Origin of the sequence: Streptomyces sp. NPDC059582 (assembly GCF_042735715.1) — a bacterium.
Taxonomy (GTDB): Bacteria; Actinomycetota; Actinomycetes; order Streptomycetales; family Streptomycetaceae; genus Streptomyces.
Genome location: NZ_JBHWCC010000001.1, coordinates 242,778 through 259,538, shown reverse-complemented (window position 1 = coordinate 259,538; position 16,761 = coordinate 242,778). Strand labels below are relative to the sequence as shown.

General features: G+C 70.8%; 10 protein-coding genes and 1 pseudogene. 7 read left to right on the top strand and 4 right to left on the bottom strand.

What is annotated here, in order from left to right; all coding sequences use genetic code 11:
- Nucleotides 1-299 precede the first annotated feature (299 nt).
- Both ACFV0T_RS01135 and ACFV0T_RS01130 read left to right on the top strand, forming a co-directional pair.
- Nucleotides 300-1,064 (top strand): DUF6928 family protein, encoded by a 765-nt coding sequence (locus ACFV0T_RS01135; protein ID WP_385773050.1) that lies wholly within the window; start codon nt 300-302, stop codon nt 1,062-1,064.
- Nucleotides 1,065-1,134: 70 nt separating this feature from the next.
- Nucleotides 1,135-1,562: pseudogene (locus ACFV0T_RS01130) on the top strand (VOC family protein); the annotation flags it as partial.
- A gap of 263 nt (nt 1,563-1,825) precedes the next feature.
- On the opposite strand, the gene ACFV0T_RS01125 reads toward ACFV0T_RS01130, so the two are convergent.
- Nucleotides 1,826-2,551 carry a hypothetical protein gene (locus tag ACFV0T_RS01125; RefSeq protein ID WP_385773048.1) on the bottom strand — a complete coding sequence of 242 codons (726 nt, stop codon included), beginning with the start codon at nt 2,549-2,551 and terminating at the stop codon, nt 1,826-1,828.
- Between the two features lie 357 nt (nt 2,552-2,908).
- Between ACFV0T_RS01125 and ACFV0T_RS01120 the strand changes: the two genes are divergently transcribed.
- A complete protein-coding gene (locus ACFV0T_RS01120) occupies nt 2,909-5,245 on the top strand; it encodes a GH92 family glycosyl hydrolase (RefSeq protein WP_385773046.1) in 2,337 nt (778 codons plus the stop codon).
- 130 nt (nt 5,246-5,375) lie between these two features.
- Here ACFV0T_RS01120 and ACFV0T_RS01115 read toward each other — a convergent pair whose 3' ends face one another.
- Nucleotides 5,376-6,848 (bottom strand): glycoside hydrolase family 76 protein, encoded by a 1,473-nt coding sequence (locus ACFV0T_RS01115; RefSeq protein WP_385773044.1) that lies wholly within the window; start codon nt 6,846-6,848, stop codon nt 5,376-5,378.
- 314 nt (nt 6,849-7,162) lie between these two features.
- Entirely contained in the window at nt 7,163-8,449 is a 1,287-nt protein-coding gene (locus tag ACFV0T_RS01110; RefSeq protein WP_385773042.1) for an ATP-binding protein, read from the bottom strand.
- A 403-nt stretch (nt 8,450-8,852) separates the two neighbouring features.
- On the opposite strand from ACFV0T_RS01110, the gene ACFV0T_RS01105 reads away from it, so the two are divergent.
- The gene (locus ACFV0T_RS01105) at nt 8,853-10,175 is read left to right on the top strand and encodes a phosphatase PAP2 family protein (RefSeq protein WP_385773040.1); all 1,323 of its coding nucleotides are present in this window, start codon (nt 8,853-8,855) and stop codon (nt 10,173-10,175) included.
- A gap of 392 nt (nt 10,176-10,567) precedes the next feature.
- On the opposite strand, the gene ACFV0T_RS01100 is transcribed toward ACFV0T_RS01105, so the two are convergent.
- A complete protein-coding gene (locus ACFV0T_RS01100; protein WP_385773038.1) occupies nt 10,568-10,768 on the bottom strand; it encodes a hypothetical protein in 201 nt (66 codons plus the stop codon).
- Nucleotides 10,769-11,048: 280 nt separating this feature from the next.
- Here ACFV0T_RS01100 and ACFV0T_RS01095 point away from each other — a divergent pair, with 280 nt between their 5' ends.
- Genes ACFV0T_RS01095 through ACFV0T_RS01085 form a run of 3 tightly spaced genes read left to right on the top strand, consistent with a single transcriptional unit; the run spans nt 11,049 to nt 16,650 of the window.
- Nucleotides 11,049-12,140, top strand: coding sequence for a BTAD domain-containing putative transcriptional regulator (locus ACFV0T_RS01095; protein WP_385773036.1), 1,092 nt, complete (start codon nt 11,049-11,051; stop codon nt 12,138-12,140).
- A 33-nt stretch (nt 12,141-12,173) separates the two neighbouring features.
- Complete coding sequence (locus ACFV0T_RS01090; protein WP_385773034.1) at nt 12,174-14,705, top strand: TOMM precursor leader peptide-binding protein; 2,532 nt, start codon at nt 12,174-12,176, stop codon at nt 14,703-14,705.
- Nucleotides 14,695-16,650 (top strand): TOMM precursor leader peptide-binding protein, encoded by a 1,956-nt coding sequence (locus tag ACFV0T_RS01085; protein ID WP_385773032.1) that lies wholly within the window; start codon nt 14,695-14,697, stop codon nt 16,648-16,650. Before ACFV0T_RS01090 ends, ACFV0T_RS01085 begins: the two co-directional genes overlap by 11 nt.
- Nucleotides 16,651-16,761: the final 111 nt, after the last annotated feature.

Here is a 16,761-nt window from a genome sequence, read left to right as displayed (position 1 = left end):
AGGAGTCCCCGGATCCGCCGGATCCCGGGATGCCGAATGGCTCCGTACCCACCCCCCTCACCACCTCCTGATCCATGCCGTGACAGCGCCGTCCCCTGCCCCGACGGTCCTCGCTACCGCCATGCTCCGCGGGGCGGCGGCTGAGTGCTGCTTCATCAGGGCGGACGTGGTCGTCGTCGGTCGGCCGCGGACGGCCCAGGGACGGCCCAGCCGGACCCGTGCGGGCTGAGTCGCCTCCGTTGTCAGTGGGGACAGCTACGGTGCACCCGCTGACGAGGGCAACACCCTGGGGAGGGGTTTTGGGAGCCAAGACGGGCTTTCTGGTGTACGCCGACGGTGACGTGCCGGGGCTGCTGCGAGAAGTGGGCACAGCGGACCTTGAACGGACGGCCGGCATGATGCGGCGGCTTTATCCAGGCTGGGACATCGAGGAGAGCGAGGGCTCGAATCTCTGGAGCGGCGTGTATCCCCCGGAGGGGACGGCGTACGCGGCGAGCTGGCCCGGCGTTGAGGTCATCGGTGACCAGAGGGTGATGATCGACGCCCCCTCCGAACTCCCGGAGCACCTCGTGACGGCGAGCGCCGGCCGACGGCTCGTGCTGCACGCCATGCACAGCGTCGTGGACTGGCTCGCGTTCGCCGTGTGGGAGGACGGCCGACTCGTCCGCTCCCTGAGCCTGTCCCCGGACAGCGGCATCATCGAGAACATCGGCGAACCTCTCCCCTTCGAACTGCCCTACTGGGCCGGAGACCGCCCGGCCGACGTCATCCCCTGGCCGGATGAGGACGAAGATCCGTACCCACTGCCGTTCCACCCCTTGGAACTGGGCGAAGACGCACTGCGAGCACTCTGCGGCTTCGTCCAGGAGGGCCGCCCCGAGCCGGACGACATCGATGCGGACGACATCCGACTGCACGGATTCCGGGTCCGGGACCCGCACGGCCCTGATCCCGCGGAGCAGGAAGCGGCGCTGCGGAGGGCCATGGAAGCCATGGGCCCGCCGCGCTTCTTCACGATGGGCCCTGACGGCTCACTGATCGAGTGCGATGGCCTTCAGCCGTGATCCATCGATGAGTTCCGTCGGCCGGCCCGGTCCATCAGGACGTACGCCATCGAGCCATCGACTGCCCACCATGACCATTCCCGCACACCCCGGCCGCATGCTGTTCGTGAACATCCCCGTGGCGGACCTCGAGCGCAGCAAGGCGTTCTTCGCGGAGCTCGGGTTCGGCTTCAACCCGCGGTTCACCGACGAGACCTCCGCCTGCATGCGGTCGGTGAGCATGCTTTCGTCATGCTGCTCAGCCGCGAGAAGTTCGCGGAGTTCGCGAAACTGCCGATGGCCGATCCCACCACGCACACGCTGGCGCTGTACTGCTTGAGCGTGTCGTCCCGCGACGAGGTCGACACGGTCAGCGCCGCCGCACTCGCGGCGGGCGGTTCCGAGGCGGACGACGCGGAGGACTACGGGTTCATGTACTCACGCAGCTTCTACGACCTCGACGGCCACGGCTGGCAGGTCATGTGGATGGACCCGGCGGCGGAGCAGGGCCCCGAGGCGTTCGCGGCCTCCTCCGTGCCGACACCGATTCCCCGGCTTGACCCACCACCGCGCGACGCACGTGCGCCGTCGGCGTGCGGGACGGGGTCCATGGTGAGGAGCCGTTCGCCGAGGACGAGGACCGGGGATACGGGCTTCCGAGATACCTGCGGCCGGAGCGCGTCCGGGTCGCTGGGGAAGCTCTGCGGGCTGCCACCGCTACCGAGCTCGTCCGACGTGGCCTGTTCGACGAGGTCGGTCCCTGTCCCGGTTGTCCTGCAGACCTACGCCAACGGTGGTGCTGAGCAGCGCGGGGGAAGCGTGACCGTACCGGGCTTGTGCTCGAACGTGTCCATCACGAGCCACTCGTCCAACGCGGGGTCGTAGAGATTCTGGACGCCGAATTGCAGCACCTGCCAGAACGTTCCCCGATCCTTCTGATCGACATAGATGTCGCCGAGCGCAAGGGGGAAGCGCAGGAATTTCCCCGGAGGCAGCTTCGGCAGGACGACACCGACCCTCCAGTGGTTCACGTACCGATCCGGGTTCTGCTGGAGGATCTCCCGCCCGACGAACCGTGCGCCTCGCAGTGCCTGGTTCAACTGGTCGAGGTCGAAGCCCGGGATCCGTGAGCACGGATGGTCGGTCAGGCCGGGCCACTTGTAGGTGAGGGTGTAGAGGCTGCCGTGGTGGATAAGGTTCGTGAACCAGATCGGGTACTGCGGGCCGCCCGCGATCATCTGGCTGTCGCCGTTTCTCCCCTCCCAGGTGAACGGGACCGTGATGTCCAGGTCCCGGACGACCCACTTGCCCTTCCCCCGAAAGTCCCGCGGGAGACGAGGGGGGAGCGGCGCGGGCGAGTTGGGCCGCTTCTCCGCGACGGGCGCGAACGACCGCGCGCCCCCGGTCCGCGTTCCGGCATGGGCCGTCGGCAGCATCGTCGAGACGATGGCGATCGCTCCGGCGAGAGCCGCCGACGCCGCCGCCCGACGTGTGAGTGTCCAGCCCATGGTCTCCCTCTACTGTCGCGTCAGCCGCCGTCGTGGCGCGGGGTTCGAACACCAGGTGCGACCGGCTCACCATTGCGGGGGACAAGCCGCACCAAGTGGAACATTCTCTATCAGACGGCAGGAGGGTTGACGCTTAGGCGGGCCGCACGAATCGGCCGTAGCGCCGATGGGTCGGCCCCTCATACCCAACAGCCCACCCAAGCCTCAGCCCAGAGTTGGGCGAAGCCCGCCTTTCCGGTGCCGCCCCCGACATCGCCCCACGCCCCGAGTCTTGACGAGTACACGCCCGACATCAAAGAATGAGCCTCACTCCACTTTGACAACGTTGTCTAAAGCTCACGGGAGGCGCTGACGCCCATGCATCGGATCCAGCGAACACGCCGCGCGGGGACGGTGGTCACAGCGGTCGCGCTGCTCGGCGCCGCCCTCGCCGCGCCCTCGGCCCAGGCGGCCGGAGCCGTGAGTGACCGACTCACCGAGCTCACCGACCTGGTCAACCCGTTCATCGGGAGCGAGAACGACGGCAACACCTACCCCGGCGCGGCCGTGCCCTTCGGGATGGTGCAGTTCTCGCCGGACACCGGGCACAACACCGGCTACGACTACTCCCAGAACCACATCCGAGGCTTCTCCCTCGTCCATCTCTCCGGCGTCGGCTGCGGCTTGGGCGGCGACCTGCCCGTGCTGCCGACCACAGGCGACGTCACCGAGACGGACTACGCCAAGTACGAGGCCGAGTTCAGTCATGACGCGGAGAAGGCGAGCCCCGGCTATTACAAGGTCGGGCTGAAGGACGGCATCGAGGCCGAACTGACCGCGACCGCACGCACCGGAGTGCAGCGCTACACCTTCCCCGCCACCGACAAGGCCAACGTCCTGCTCAACGCGGGCCAGTCACTGCACCGGACGGTCTCCACCAAGGTCGAGATCCTCGACAACCGGACCGTACGCACCGCGATCACCGGCAGCGGCTTCTGTCAGGACACCGAGCCGTACACCATCTACACGATCACCCGCTTCGACCGTCCGTTCGCCGCCCATGGGACCTGGAACGGCTCCACGGTCACCGACGGTTCGAGCGCCGGACGCGACGGCGCCTACGTCCGCTTCGACACGAGCAAGGACCGGACCGTCGAGGCGACGACCGCCCTTTCCTACGTCGACGCCCACGGCGCGGCCGTCAACCTCCGTTCCGAGGGCGGCCGTTCCTTCCAGCAGGTCCGTGACGCCGCGCAGCGGGCCTGGGAGGACCGGCTCGACGACGTACGCGCGAAGGGCGGCAGTGACACGCTGCGTCGCACCTTCTACTCGTCCCTGTACCGGTCCTTCCTCGCGCCGAACATCGGCAGTGACGCCGACGGCCGTTACACCGGCTGGGACCAGAAGATCCATCGCGCCCGCGGTTTCACGTACTACCAGAACTGGTCGTTGTGGGACACCTACCGCACCCAGTCGCAGCTTCTCGCCCTGCTCGCGCCGCGCGAGGCCCGGGACATGGCGATCTCCGTCATCAAGATCGACACGGAGAGCGGCTGGCTGCCCAAGTGGGGTTACGGCACGGTCGAGACGAACATCATGACCGGTGACCCGGTCACCCCGTTCCTCACCAACGCCTACCAGCAGGGCCTGCTGAAGGGCTACGAGGAGCAGGCCTACCGGGCCCTGAAGAAGAACGCGGACGGAGTGCCGCCCGCGGACTCGCCGGCCGTGGGCCGCGAGGCCAACAAGGAGTACCTTGCGAACGGCTTCGCGCCCTACATCAAGGACCGCGCCCATGTGAAGCCCGGCGACTCGGACTACGACCACGGCGCCTCAGCGACGCTGGAGTACGCCCTGTCGGACGCCATGCTCGGCGAGATGGCCCGCGATCTCGGCCACCACGCCGACGCGGCACGTTACGCCGCCCGAGCCCAGAACTACCGCACCCTCTTCGACGCCTCGACCGGCTTCTTCCGGGCCCGCGACGCCTCCGGCGCCTTCACCGGTCCCGAGGACCCGGCCCAGAGCGAGGGGTTCCACGAGGGCACGTCCTGGCAGTACCAGTGGCTCGTGCCGCAGGACCTGCCCGGCATGGTCGACCTGATCGGCGGCAAGCAGGCCGCCAACGACCGGCTGGACTCCTTCTTCGCCTACGACCAGCTCGTGCGGGACCCCGCGAAGACCGCCCGCGAGGTCTGGGTGAACGGCCCCTACGACTACTACAACGCGGACAAGTACAACCCGCAGAACGAGCCCGATCTCATCGCCCCGTACACCTACCTCTCGACCGGCCAGCCGTGGAAGACGACCGACGTGGTGCACGCGGCCCTGACCCTCTTCACGGACGCCCCGACCGGGATGACCGGCAACGACGACCTCGGCACCATGTCGGCCTGGATGGTGCTGTCGTCGATCGGCGTCTTCCCGGTGCAGCCCGGCTACGACACCTGGGGCCTGTCCACACCCGTCTTCGAGCGGGTCGACCTCACCCTCGACCGGCGCTACTACCCGCGTGGTGCGCTCACCGTGACGGCCCCCGGCACCTCGGACGGCAGCCACTACATCCGGTCGGCCCGCGTCGACGGCGCCCCGTACGCCCGCACCTATCTGACCACGAACGCTCTGCGTGACCTGCGCTCGCTCGCGTTCACCGTCGGCGCCGAGCCCTCCGGCTGGGGAACGGCGGCCCAGGCCGGACCGCCCGCGCTGAACTGACCCGGAGCCCGTCCCGAGTCCTGTCCCTCGTACTACGGAGGGACAGGACTCATCGGCTTCCGCCTCCCGCGGCATCACGGCACTCGAGCGGAGCGAGCGGGCATCGCCGGACGGAGCCGGTCCTGCCGTGTCAGGGAGCCGCGTTCAGCAGATCCACGGCGCTCTGCTGGCGAGCCGCGTCCACCTTGTCGAGCGGGCCGTACCAGCGCAGTCCGTACTGGTCCAGAGCGTTGCGGTCGCTGCCGGCGGCGCGGTCCGCCTGGCGTTGCAGATAGCCCGTGTAGGGGTGGTCGGCGAGCGCCGCGTTGAGCTTGCCCAGGCCACGCACGTGCGCGCCCTTGAACGACGGCCCGTCGCCGCCGCAGTCGCCGCTCTCGCACGGATCGCGCAGGAACCCGTCCGCGGTGTTGAGCGAGGACGAGGTGGTGGTGGAGTCCGCGATCTGCCGTCCGGCGGTGAGCAGCCCGCCGTCACCCGTCGCCCGGTACAGCTCGGTCAGGGCGCCGAGGAGCACACCCTGGTTGTACGACCACACCGTGCCGCCGTTGTTGCGGCAGGTACCGAGATCGATTCCGTCGTTGACCAGGTGCGAGCCGTTGACCATGCCGGTGCCCTGGAACCAGGACCATCCCGCGCGCGCCCGGCCCAGGTACGTCGTGTCGCCCGCGATGCGGTTGTGCAGCGCCGCGTTGAGCTGGATGTAGAGGGAGTTGGCGATGGCGTTCTTGTACGTCCTCGCGGTGCTCCACCACACCCCGCCGCCGCAGGTGCCGTCCCAGTAGGAGGCCATGTGGTCGGCGTCCGCGCGGGCGGTGCCGAGGTAGCGGCTGTCGCCGGTCCGGTCGTAGGCGGCCACCCAGGCCAGGCCCCACCAGCCGGTGTCGTCGATGTAGTCGTTGCGGAACTGGCCGCCCTGCGCGTTCACGTTCAGGTCGTACGTCCGGGCGATCGCGTACGTGTAACTGCCCATGCCCGTCACGCGGATGTTGTCGATGACGGCCGTGAGTGCGTTCGCCGAGTTCCACCAGCCGGTCGTGTCGAACAGGCCGGTTCCGTAGTTGTAGAGGGACATCAGCCCGGTGGCCGCGGCGGTACGGCGGTTGCCCGCGTTCCAGGTGGTACGGGCCCACGCGGTGCAGGCGATGTCGGCGCGGTCCCCCGCCTTGCCGCAGGCGCGCAGGGCGCCGACGCCGTGTCCCGCCCAGTCGTCGACGTTGTACATCAGGGTGCGCCAGCCCCGCTGTCCGGCGGGGACGGTGGTGTCACCGAGTTTGCTGCCCGAGCTCCACGTGCGGCCGCCGTCGAACGAGCGGTCGAGCCAGACCTCGTCGCCGGGGTTGCCGTTGTCGATGGACGCCCAGCCCATCGCGTCGGTGTCGTCGAAGTGCAGGACGATCGAACGCGAATGGACGGTCGCCGTCACCGGTGTGCGGTCGTCGGGGGAGAGGGCGGGGTCGCGGGCGTCGCAGTACCTGTTGCAGACGGTGGCCGCCACTGCCGTACCGGCGGCGGACGCGACCTGCGGGAGCTGGAGCAGGGCGCTCAGCGCGAGGACGGACACCGCGGCCGTCCGCCATCGTCGGGATTTCGGTACGGGATGCATCGGGGGCCTCCCTGCGTAGGCTGACTCCGGCCTGGACCAGGCCAGGAGTGAGAGCGCTCTCGGAAGGTAGTGGTGAGCACGGGGAGCGTCAACGGTGCGCACACGCACGCGAGTTGAGCGTGAACCATGAAGGGGTACGTTCCACTGCCGCTCGGCTGGGTGGCCGTCGCCGATGCGCGGGGTGCGCTCGGTGCACCCGGTGCGCGGGGTGCGTTGTCACCGGGAGGCTTCGAGGAGTGCCCGCGCAGTGGTCAGTCGCAAGCCCGGTCGCGTATGCGCAGGCCGAGTGCTCGGGCGGCTGAACGGCGCCGGTTTCAGAGCCGACTGTACGTTTCGATGTCCTCGGTGAATTCCTCGATCGCCTGTCCCGTGAGTGTCGGCCGGGTGTCGGCGATGGCGGCCATGTAGTCCCCGGTGGTGACCGGTTGGTCCTGGCGATGTGTGACCTCGCGCTCGAACGCCGCCTGTGCGCCCTTGCGGGCGGCGAATTCGATGTCCGCCGGGGTGAACAGCTCGCTGGCCTTGACCAGCCGGCTGACGTCCACGGAGTCGGACGCGGACCCGAGATAGCGGGACCAGATGGCCGCGCGGGCGGTGGGGTCCGGTGGGCCGATGGGGATGACGTAGTCGAACCGGCCCGGTCGCAGGAAGGCCGCGTCAAGAGAGCGTACCGAGTTGGTGGCACAGGCCAGCAACCGTGAGTCGTGCTCGCGGAACACGGGGATGAGCTTGAGCAGCTCGTTGGTGACTCCGTGCCCGGGGTCGACCGCCTTGCCGGATCGCGCGCCGGCTATCTCCTCGACCTCGTCGATGAAGAGCAGCACCGAGTCGAGTTCCGCCAGGTCCGCGAAAGCCTCACGCAGCGCAGCCGCCAGCCCCTCGTTCGTGTCGGCCGCGAGCCGGGAGGGGAAGAGCTCCACGAACGGCCAGCCGAGCCGTGAGGCGACCGCCTTGGCGAAACTGGTCTTCCCGGTGCCGGGTGGCCCGAACAGGATGATCGCCTTGGGCGGGACGACACCGTAGCGGTCGGCCAGTGCCGGTTCGGCCAGCGGGAGCACCACACGACGTTCGACGACCTGCTTCTCCCGCTCCATACCGGCCATGGCGTCCCACAGCCCTCCGGGCAGCGTGCGGCCGCCCAGCGCCGCGAGGACGTCGGCGTTCGCGGCTCCGGGGGGTTCGAGTTTCTCGAAGTAGGTGAGGTCGTCGCGGAACCGGTAGCCGGAGTTCTCCAGCGCCTTCGCACCGGCGGCGTGGGCGGGCAGCAGTGCGCTGATGTGGCGTACGCCCATGGCCCGCAGGCGCCGTTCCAGCTCGGTGAGCAGAGCGCTGCCGATCCCGCGCTCGCGCCAGCGGGAGGCGAGCGCCACGAGGAGGATCCATCCCCGCTTCTCGTATGCCTGCGCGACGGCCATGCCCACCAGTTCGTCACCGACCACCGCGACGACCGCCGTCTGCCCGGCCTTGGCCGCGGCCATCACCTCGGAGACCGGAAACACCCGTTCCTCGTCGGCCTGGCGGCTCTGATCCCAGATCTGGATCGCCTGGTCAAGATCATCATCATGATAGTCGCGCAGATGCCATACGGGCATCGCCACCACCTCACAAGGCCCGGGAGTCTCATTGTCCCCGCGCAAGCGCCGGGTGACGAACCGGGCAGGCCCTGGAAGACCCCCTGGTGGCGCTGTTCCGGAGCTGGCTCACGCGAGCGGTTCGAGTGCCTCGTTGCCGCACCGAAGCCCCCTGATCGCCGCGGCAGCCGAGCCAAATGAAACAGAGCGCGGGAGTTTCCCGGTCGCGCCCGGGGCTCCAGGCCGGCGAGCGGTGGCTCGACCGGTTTTCCCGTCACCCGTGACCAGCGAATCCCATCCGTACCGCTCCTATAACATGATCGCCCTCATTACCTTTTCTTCACCGACAGGCAATGCTCCGTAGCACGAAGAGTGACTTATTTAGCTAATTCGTAACGAATCGGTCAAACAATTGATATCTATATCGACGCGGATGTTCTCGCGAATAAAGTACAGAACCGCGTTCGCGTGGCGTCAACCACGGGCGATGCTGTGGGTCACGGTGGGTGTGGTGGCCCTCGGGTTCCTCGTCGCGCTGGAGATCGCCGCGCGTCGTTTCGGCCTACCGGGGCCGATCACCAATCAGGTGCGAGAGGTGATATTCGCCCCCAAATCGGGGCCACTGCTGTACGCCAGTATGGCGTTGATGATGGTGGTGCTCCCGTGGCGGCAACGGTTCATCGCGGCTGGTGTCGCGGTCGGCATCGACGTCGCCTTCTTCCTGGCGCGGTGGGCGGTCGGCGCCAAGATGATGTTCGGCAACGGCGCGTTGTGGGTGATTCTGGGCTACGCGGTCATCGCCGTCACGCGTCGCACCGGCCGGGAACGTGTCCTGCTGCTGAAGGGCGTCGGGCTGGGCCTGCTGCTGGTGACCGGCCGCAAGACGGGCGACGCCTGGCTGCTCATCACGTCGAAGACCCGCCCGACGGTGCTCGACCCCTACATGGCTGCCGCCGATCACGCGCTGGGCAACCCGTCGTGGCTGGCGGGCCGGATCGTCCAGGCCACCGGTCCGATCGGTAACCATGTTCTCGACTGGGTCTACATTCAGCTCGCGGTCGCCGCGGTGATCGTCGCGCTGTACGAGCTGCGCAACGTGGCGGTCGAGCGCCGCTTCCCCGGCCACCATCTGGTGCGCACGTTTCTGGTGATCGGCCTCCTGGGGCCGGCCATCTACATGATCTTCCCAGTGGTCGGGCCGGTCTTCGCCTACGGCGCCGACGGCGGGCAGTGGGCGGTGGCCGACCTGTGGCCGAACACGCTGCCGACCGGTGCCCCGCACTCGATACCGTTCGACGAGATCACCCCACGCAACTGCATGCCCAGCCTGCACACGGCGTGGGCCACCGCGATCTTCATCCATTCCCGCAGGGGTCCGCGGATCCTGCGGTTCGCGGGCACGTTCTGGCTTGTCGCCACACTCTCGGCGACGCTGGGCTTCGGCTACCACTACGGCGCGGATCTCGTCGCCGGTGTGGTGTTCGCATTCACGATAGAAGCGGCTCTGCGCTCGCTCGAGCGCGGCTGGGACCGGTCGGGCGTCCAGCTGGTCGCGTACGGCACGGCGGTCTTCGCCGCGCTCCTGCTGTCGTACCGCTATCTGCCGACGCGGATGGCCGAACACCCCTGGGTGTCAGGACCCCTTCTCATTCTGGCGATGGCCTCGGTGATCCACGGCTACGTACGGACCACCAGGCTGTGGGTACCGAAGGCGACGCCGGCGCTGCGGCCCGATATGCAGCCCGAGCTGGTTTGAGTCCTGTTGCGTCAGCAAAGAGGACTCTCGCGGCCCCGACCCGTGTCGAACGTGCCGGACCCACGTTCGCCGGTCGGGGCTGGGACCTCCCCTGCCCCGTCACACCGATGGGGGCGACGCGGTCGGGCGCGTCGGTCGGCGCTGATCGGACCGCGTAGCGGCGAACTCGTCGGCGAACTCGTGGCGGAGTCCCAAGAGGCGGTACAGCCCGACCTGTTCGACCCACGCCACGCGCCCGGACGCGCGCATGCCCACGATGGGCTGCTAGGCCTGGCAGTCGCCAGTCGCCAGTCGCCAGTCGCCAGTCGCCAGTCGCCGGTCGCCGGTCGCCGGTCGCCGGTCCGTAGGCGGCAGTCCGTAGGCGCTGCCTCCGGTGTCCGTGCGTCTGACGCTCAGTGGGTCTCCGGGTAGCGAGCGCGACCGTTGGGCAGCTCGCCTGACGTGGAGTCCTCCAGCAGCGCGGTGTACTTCCGCGAGAGCTCGTCGTAGCGCTCATCGGCGACCTCGGGCCGGCGCTTGCGCCGGGTCATGAGGTACAGAGCGACGGGCCCGGTGATCATCGAGACGACCGGGATCAGCGCCCACCACGGCATGGATCCTCCCCTGAGTGCGGCGTACGGGGATCCCGCGGCACTCCTCCGGGAGCGTATGCCCTGGCAGGCCGCCCGCCAAAACCATATCCACGCACATGGGCATCAAGATCTTCGTCAACCTCACCTGTAACCAGTTGTTTCGTGCCAACCACTGGACGTGGTGTCCTGATCGAATCTAAGTTCCCCACTCGGTAGCGCACTTGTACCCGCCACACATCCCTGGCGTGGACAAGTGCTCTGTCCTGCAAGGCCTTTGGTGGACCACCCCACCCACCGTGCGATGCGAAAGGCTGTGGTGAAGACCGGTGCCCCCGCGCCCGACGGCGCGCTCCCCGAACTGACGTCCGCCGCAGCGGCAGCCACCAGCCGACCCCGGTTCCTGGTGCTGGGACTGCTGGCCATCACCGACGGCCACGAGACGGTCGTGTTGCAGCCGTCCAAGCCGAGTTCGCTGCTCGCCGCCCTGCTCCTGCATCCCGGCGCCGTCGTCTCCGCCGATCTGCTCCAGCGCGTGGTCTGGGGAAGCCGGCCCCCCGCCGGTGGCCGGTCGGCGCTGCACACCTGTGTGCTGCGGCTGCGCCGGCTGTTCGCGAAATACGGCGTCGCGGGCCACGCCATCGAGGCCGTGCCCGGCGGCTACCGGCTCCACGCCGACGCGGACACCCTCGATCTGCTGCGGTTCCGCGAGTTGCTGGCCCGGGCCGGTGCCAGCGACGATCCCGAGTCCGCGCTGCACCTCGCACAGACCGCGCTGCGCCTGTGGAAGGGCCCTCTCCTCGGCAACGTCCACTCCGACGAGCTCCATCGCGACCACGTGCCCCGCCTGGCCGAGGAGCGTCTCCTCGCCGTCGAGCGTGTCTTCGACGGCGAACTACGCCTGGGACGGCACCGGGAGATGATCGCCGAGGCCCGCGAGGCGGTCCGGGCCGATCCCGGGCACGAGGGGCTGTCCGCCCTGCTCATCGAGGCGCTGTACCGCTCCGGGCGACGTGCCGAGGCGCTCGCCGAGTACCGCAGGATCCACGCGTACCTCACCTCTGAGCTGGGCGTGGAGCCCGGTCCGGCGCTGCGCGAGCTGCACAGTGCCGTCCTGCGCGGCGAACCGACCGGCGGGCGCGCGGTGTTGCCTGCCGCGGGCGTACCGCCACCGCCCGCCGCCGAGGCGCCGACCGGTCTGGGACGGGCCTCACCGCCGGCCCCGGGCACCCTGGTCCTGCGCGCGCTCGTCAACGCCGGGCTGCTGGAAGAGGACCCGTCCGGCCGTTTCCGCGTCCACGACCTGCTCCGGCTCTTCGTCCAGGCGGCCGGTGCCAGCCTTCCGGCCGCCGTCCCACCCGACCCGACGGACCTCCCCCCGTCGACCGCCGGCTGACCGTCCCCCGCACTTCGGAGGTTTTCGCACCCCATGGCTCACGCTCCCGCGTCCTACGAGGAGATCGCTCAGTCGCGGCCCCGCATCCGCAGGGACGTCCTGTTCACCCGGACTCCGTCCGGGGTGCTCTTCCACAACGCCCACGGCGGGTTCAACGTCGTCACACAGTCCGCCTACCGCTTCGCCACGCTGATCGTGCCCCACCTCGTCGGAGAGCGCCGGGTCGAGGAGCTGTGCGCCGGCCTGGGGGACAAGCAGCGCGACATGGTGGTCCAACTCGTGCGCGCGCTCTACGCGCGTGGTTTCGCCCGGGACGCCGGGCTCGTGTCGTCGTCGGACGCGGTGTCGCCGCAGGTAGCGAATCGTTTCGCCCATCAGCTCGACTATCTCGACCACTACGCGGACGACGCGCCCGGCCGGTTCCTGCGCTTCCGCTCCGGCCCGGTCGCCGTCCTGGGCGACGACGCCCTGGCCCGCTGGGCGGCGCTCGGTCTGCTCCGCAACGGCTGTGCCGCCGTGGCGGTCACCGAACCGGACGTGCCGTACGACGTGCTCTCCCATGAACTCCACGGCGTCGAGGGCACGGCCGACCTCGACGCGGAGGCGGCCGCCCTCGCCGAAGCGGGCTGCGCCCCCCGACTGGTCCGCCTGCCCGCGCCCGCCGCGAGGGCCCTGTCCGCCTCGCCGGCCTCCGCCGTCGAAGTCCCGCACGCGGCAACCCTGTCGGCCGACGGGACGTACGGCTGGCAGGACCTCGACGGCTGGGACACCGTCCTGGTCACCGGTGCGGCCGGGCGCCGTCAACTGTTGCGGCTGCTTGCCGAGGGCGTGCCCGCCGGCCGCCGCCTGCTCGGCGCCTGGACGTTCGGCAACCGTGCCGTCGTCGGCCCGGTGATGACCGCCGGTACCCCCGGCTGCTGGTGCTGCGCCGCCCTGCGGCTCGGTGCGGGAGCCGACGCCGCCGACAGCGCGGAACTGTGGGCTTCGGTCGGCCCCGCCGCACCGCTCGGAGCGCCCGCGCCCGACCTGGTCGGCCCGCTCGCGGGCATGCTCGGCAACCTCCTCGCCTTCGAGGTGTTCCGCCTCGCCACCGAGGCGCTGCCGGCCGAGACGCGCAACCAGATCGTGGTCCAGGACCTCGACTCCCTCGACGTCCTGACCGAGCCGTTGCTACCGCACCCCCGCTGCCCGTACTGCGCGGCCGAGGACACCGGCGGGGTCGAGACCGCCGTCGCGGCCGAGGACACCGGCGGGGTCGAGAACACCGTCGCGGCCCAGGACTCCGGCGCGGTCGGGAACACCGTCGCGGCCGAGGACACCGGCGGGGTCGGGAACACCGTCGCGGCCGAGACCGCCGTCGCTGAGGACATCGCCGCCGTCGAGAACACCGGCGTCGCCGAACCCGCCGCTCTCCCCGGTGATGTGCTGCGCGCGCCGCACCCCGACGACGAGCCCGCCGCGCTGCCCGCCGACGGTGCCGCCGACGAGGACGCGGCCCGGACCCTGCTCGCGGCACTGGAGCAGCGCGACGTCCTCGTCCGCGAGCGGGCCGGTGTCTTCACCGCGTTCGCCGACGACGACTGGGAGCAGACCCCGCTCAAGGTGAGCACCGTCCGCCTCGGCCTCGCGCCCGGCAGGACGCGCCGGATCTCCGCCGCCGACATCCACACCGTGGCCGGCGCCCGCCTCGCCGCACTCTTCCGTGCCGCGGAGGTCTACGCCGAACACGTCGTCCCGCCCCGGGTGCTCGACGCGCCCACCCTCCAGGCCGCGGTCGGCAAGTGGACGCGCGTCGCCCCCGCCGAACTCGCCGTCTCCACCGGTCTCGACGTCCCGGCGGACCGGGTCGCCCACTGGAGCGAGGCCGTCTCCCTGACCGACGCACGGACCGTGCTGGTGCCGACGGCCGCCGTCCGCACCCTGGGCGGCTGGAACGACCTGGGCCTGTTCGAGCGGACCTCGGCCGGTACCGGCGCCGCCGGCAGCCCGCGGGCCGCGCTGGCCCGGGCCCTGGCGACCGCGCTCGCCCTCGACGCGCTGCGCGGCGCCGTCCGCCGCACCGCCCCGGTGCCCGCCGTGGACCAGTCCTCGCTCACGGCCGACCCCGAGGCGCTCTTCCTGCTGCGCTCGGCGGACAACCTCGGCGTCTCCGTCGAGATCCTCGACCTCACCGCGACCGGCGGTGGTCTGCTGCCCGTCGTCCTGGCCCGCCGCACCGATCCGGAGACCGGCGAGGTGCGCTGGGCGACCGGCAGCGGCCTGCGGCACCGCGACGCCGTACGGGAGGCCCTGCGCGACCTGCTCGGAGCCGAACAGTTGCGCCGTGCCGCGGCCGGCCCCGACACCGGCGACCCGGTGTGGGCCGACCTGGACGCCGCCACCCTCGTCGCCGAGGGTGTCGTACCGCTGCCGGACACCGGCACCACCTGGGCCGCCGTGCTCGACGGCCTCGCCGCCGCCGGCCGGGACGCCCTCGCGGTGCCGCTGCCCGCCCCCGACCTCGCGGCCGGCCACCTCCACGCGGCGCGCGTCCTGCTGACCCGCGGAGCGCTCTGTGCCGACTGAGACCGTGGCCGCGCCGCGCGACCGGGCCGCGCCGCCGGAACCGGTGCCCGCCGGGCCGTGGGACGAGGTCTGCGCCGCCCTGACCGTCGCCCTCGCGGAGCGTGCCGGACGCCACCCCGGCACGCCGCCGGCCGTGGTGGTCCCGCTCGGCCGCCGCGACGAACTGGACGACGGGAAGGCGGAGTTCGCCCCCGGCGCCGTACCGATCGGGCTGTACGGGCACCATGCCGTGATCGGCCCGACGGCCGTGGACGGCGGTCCGGGCTGTGCGGGGTGTCTGGCCCGTCGCTGGCAATCGGTACGGGCCGGGTACCTGCGGGACGCCATCGAGCGCGGCGGGGAGCCCCGGGCCACCGGCACCCCGCCGTGGCGGGCCGACTTCGCGGCGGACGCCCTGTCCGCCCTCGTCGCGGCGGCGGTCCGGCGGCCTCGCGCCGCCCGCAATCCCTGGGTCTGGCTGCTGGACCTGGAGACGCTGCGCGTCGCCCGGTTCCCGTTGGTGCCGGACGGTGAGTGCCCGTCCTGCGGGGCACACCCCGACGACACCGCCGAGGCCGCCCGGATCACCCTGGAGCCCAGCCCCAAGCACGCCCCGGACAGCTTCCGGCTGCGCCCGCTGGACGCCTACGACCTGGTGCCGGAGGCGTTCGCCAACCCCGTCACCGGGATGCTCGGCCCGTCCGTCGTACCCGATCTCACGTCCGCCTCGACCTCCTCCACGGTCGGCGCGTTCACCACGCGCTCGGGCGACTACCTGCGCGAGTGCTACTGGGGCGGTCACACCGGGACGTACGGCGCGAGCGTGCGAGTGGGACTGCTGGAGGGCTTGGAGCGGTACGCCGGGATGCGGGCCCGCGGCAAGCGGACCGTGGTCACCGCCGCTTTCGACGACCTCGGCGACACGGCGCTCGACCCGCGGGTCACCGGTCTGTACTCCGACGCCTTCCACGCCGCCGAACCGGACGCGCCCCGCTTCGCCCCGGACCGCCCGGTGCGGTGGGTGTGGGGCTGGTCGCTGCGCGAGGACCGGCCGGTGCTCGTACCGGAGGTCGTCGCGTATTACCACGCGCCCGGTGGCGTCCGGCGGCGCTTCGTCCAGGAGAGCTCCAACGGCTGTGCCTCCGGCGGCAGTCTCGCCGAGGCCGTCTACCACGGGCTGATGGAGACCATCGAGCGGGACGCGTTCCTGCTCGCCTGGTTCGGCCGGGCCCGGCTGCCCGAGATCGACCCGTCGAGCAGCACCCGGTCGGCGACCCGTGCCATGGTCGACCGGCTGGCGATGTACGGCTACCGGGCGCGGTTCTTCGACACCCGTGTCACCTTCCCGGTGCCGGTGGTGACCGCCGTCGCCGAACGCGTCGACGGCGGGGCGGGACTGCTCTGCTTCGGCGCCGGTGCCTCTCTCGATCCGGAGGACGCGCTGGCCGGCGGCCTGTGCGAGATCGCCACCGACTCCGTGAACCTCCGTCGCCGTACCGCCCGCGAGGAGCGCCGACTGCGCCGCATGGCGGACGACTTCGACGAGGTGCGCGTGCTCCACGACCACCCCCTCCTGTACGGGCTGCCCGAGATGGGCCCGTACACCGATTTCCTGCTGCGCGGCCGGGACGAGGGGGACCGGGTGCCGCTGTCCTCGCTCGCCTCCGGGCCCGGCGCCCTTGTTCCCTCGGCCGATCTGCGGGAGGACGTGGAGGCGTGCGTCGGTGCCGTGACGGCGCGGGGGTTCGACGTGGTGGTGGTCGACCAGACCGCCGCCGAACAGCGAGCCCTCGGCTTTCACACCGTCAAGGTCCTGGTGCCCGGTCTGATCCCGATCGACTTCGGCTGGAGCCGGCAGCGCGGCCCCCTGATGCCCCGCGTCCGCACCGCGCTGCGCGAGGCCGGACTGCGCGGCGACGACCTGTCACCGGACGACCTCAACCCGGCCCCGCACCCGTTTCCTTGACGACCATCCCCAGTGCGTGACCGACACCCCCGGGACCAGTGGTCCGCCCCCACGCCATGTCCGACACGCCACCACCTGACAGACGCACAACCCACCGTCCGACACGCCACC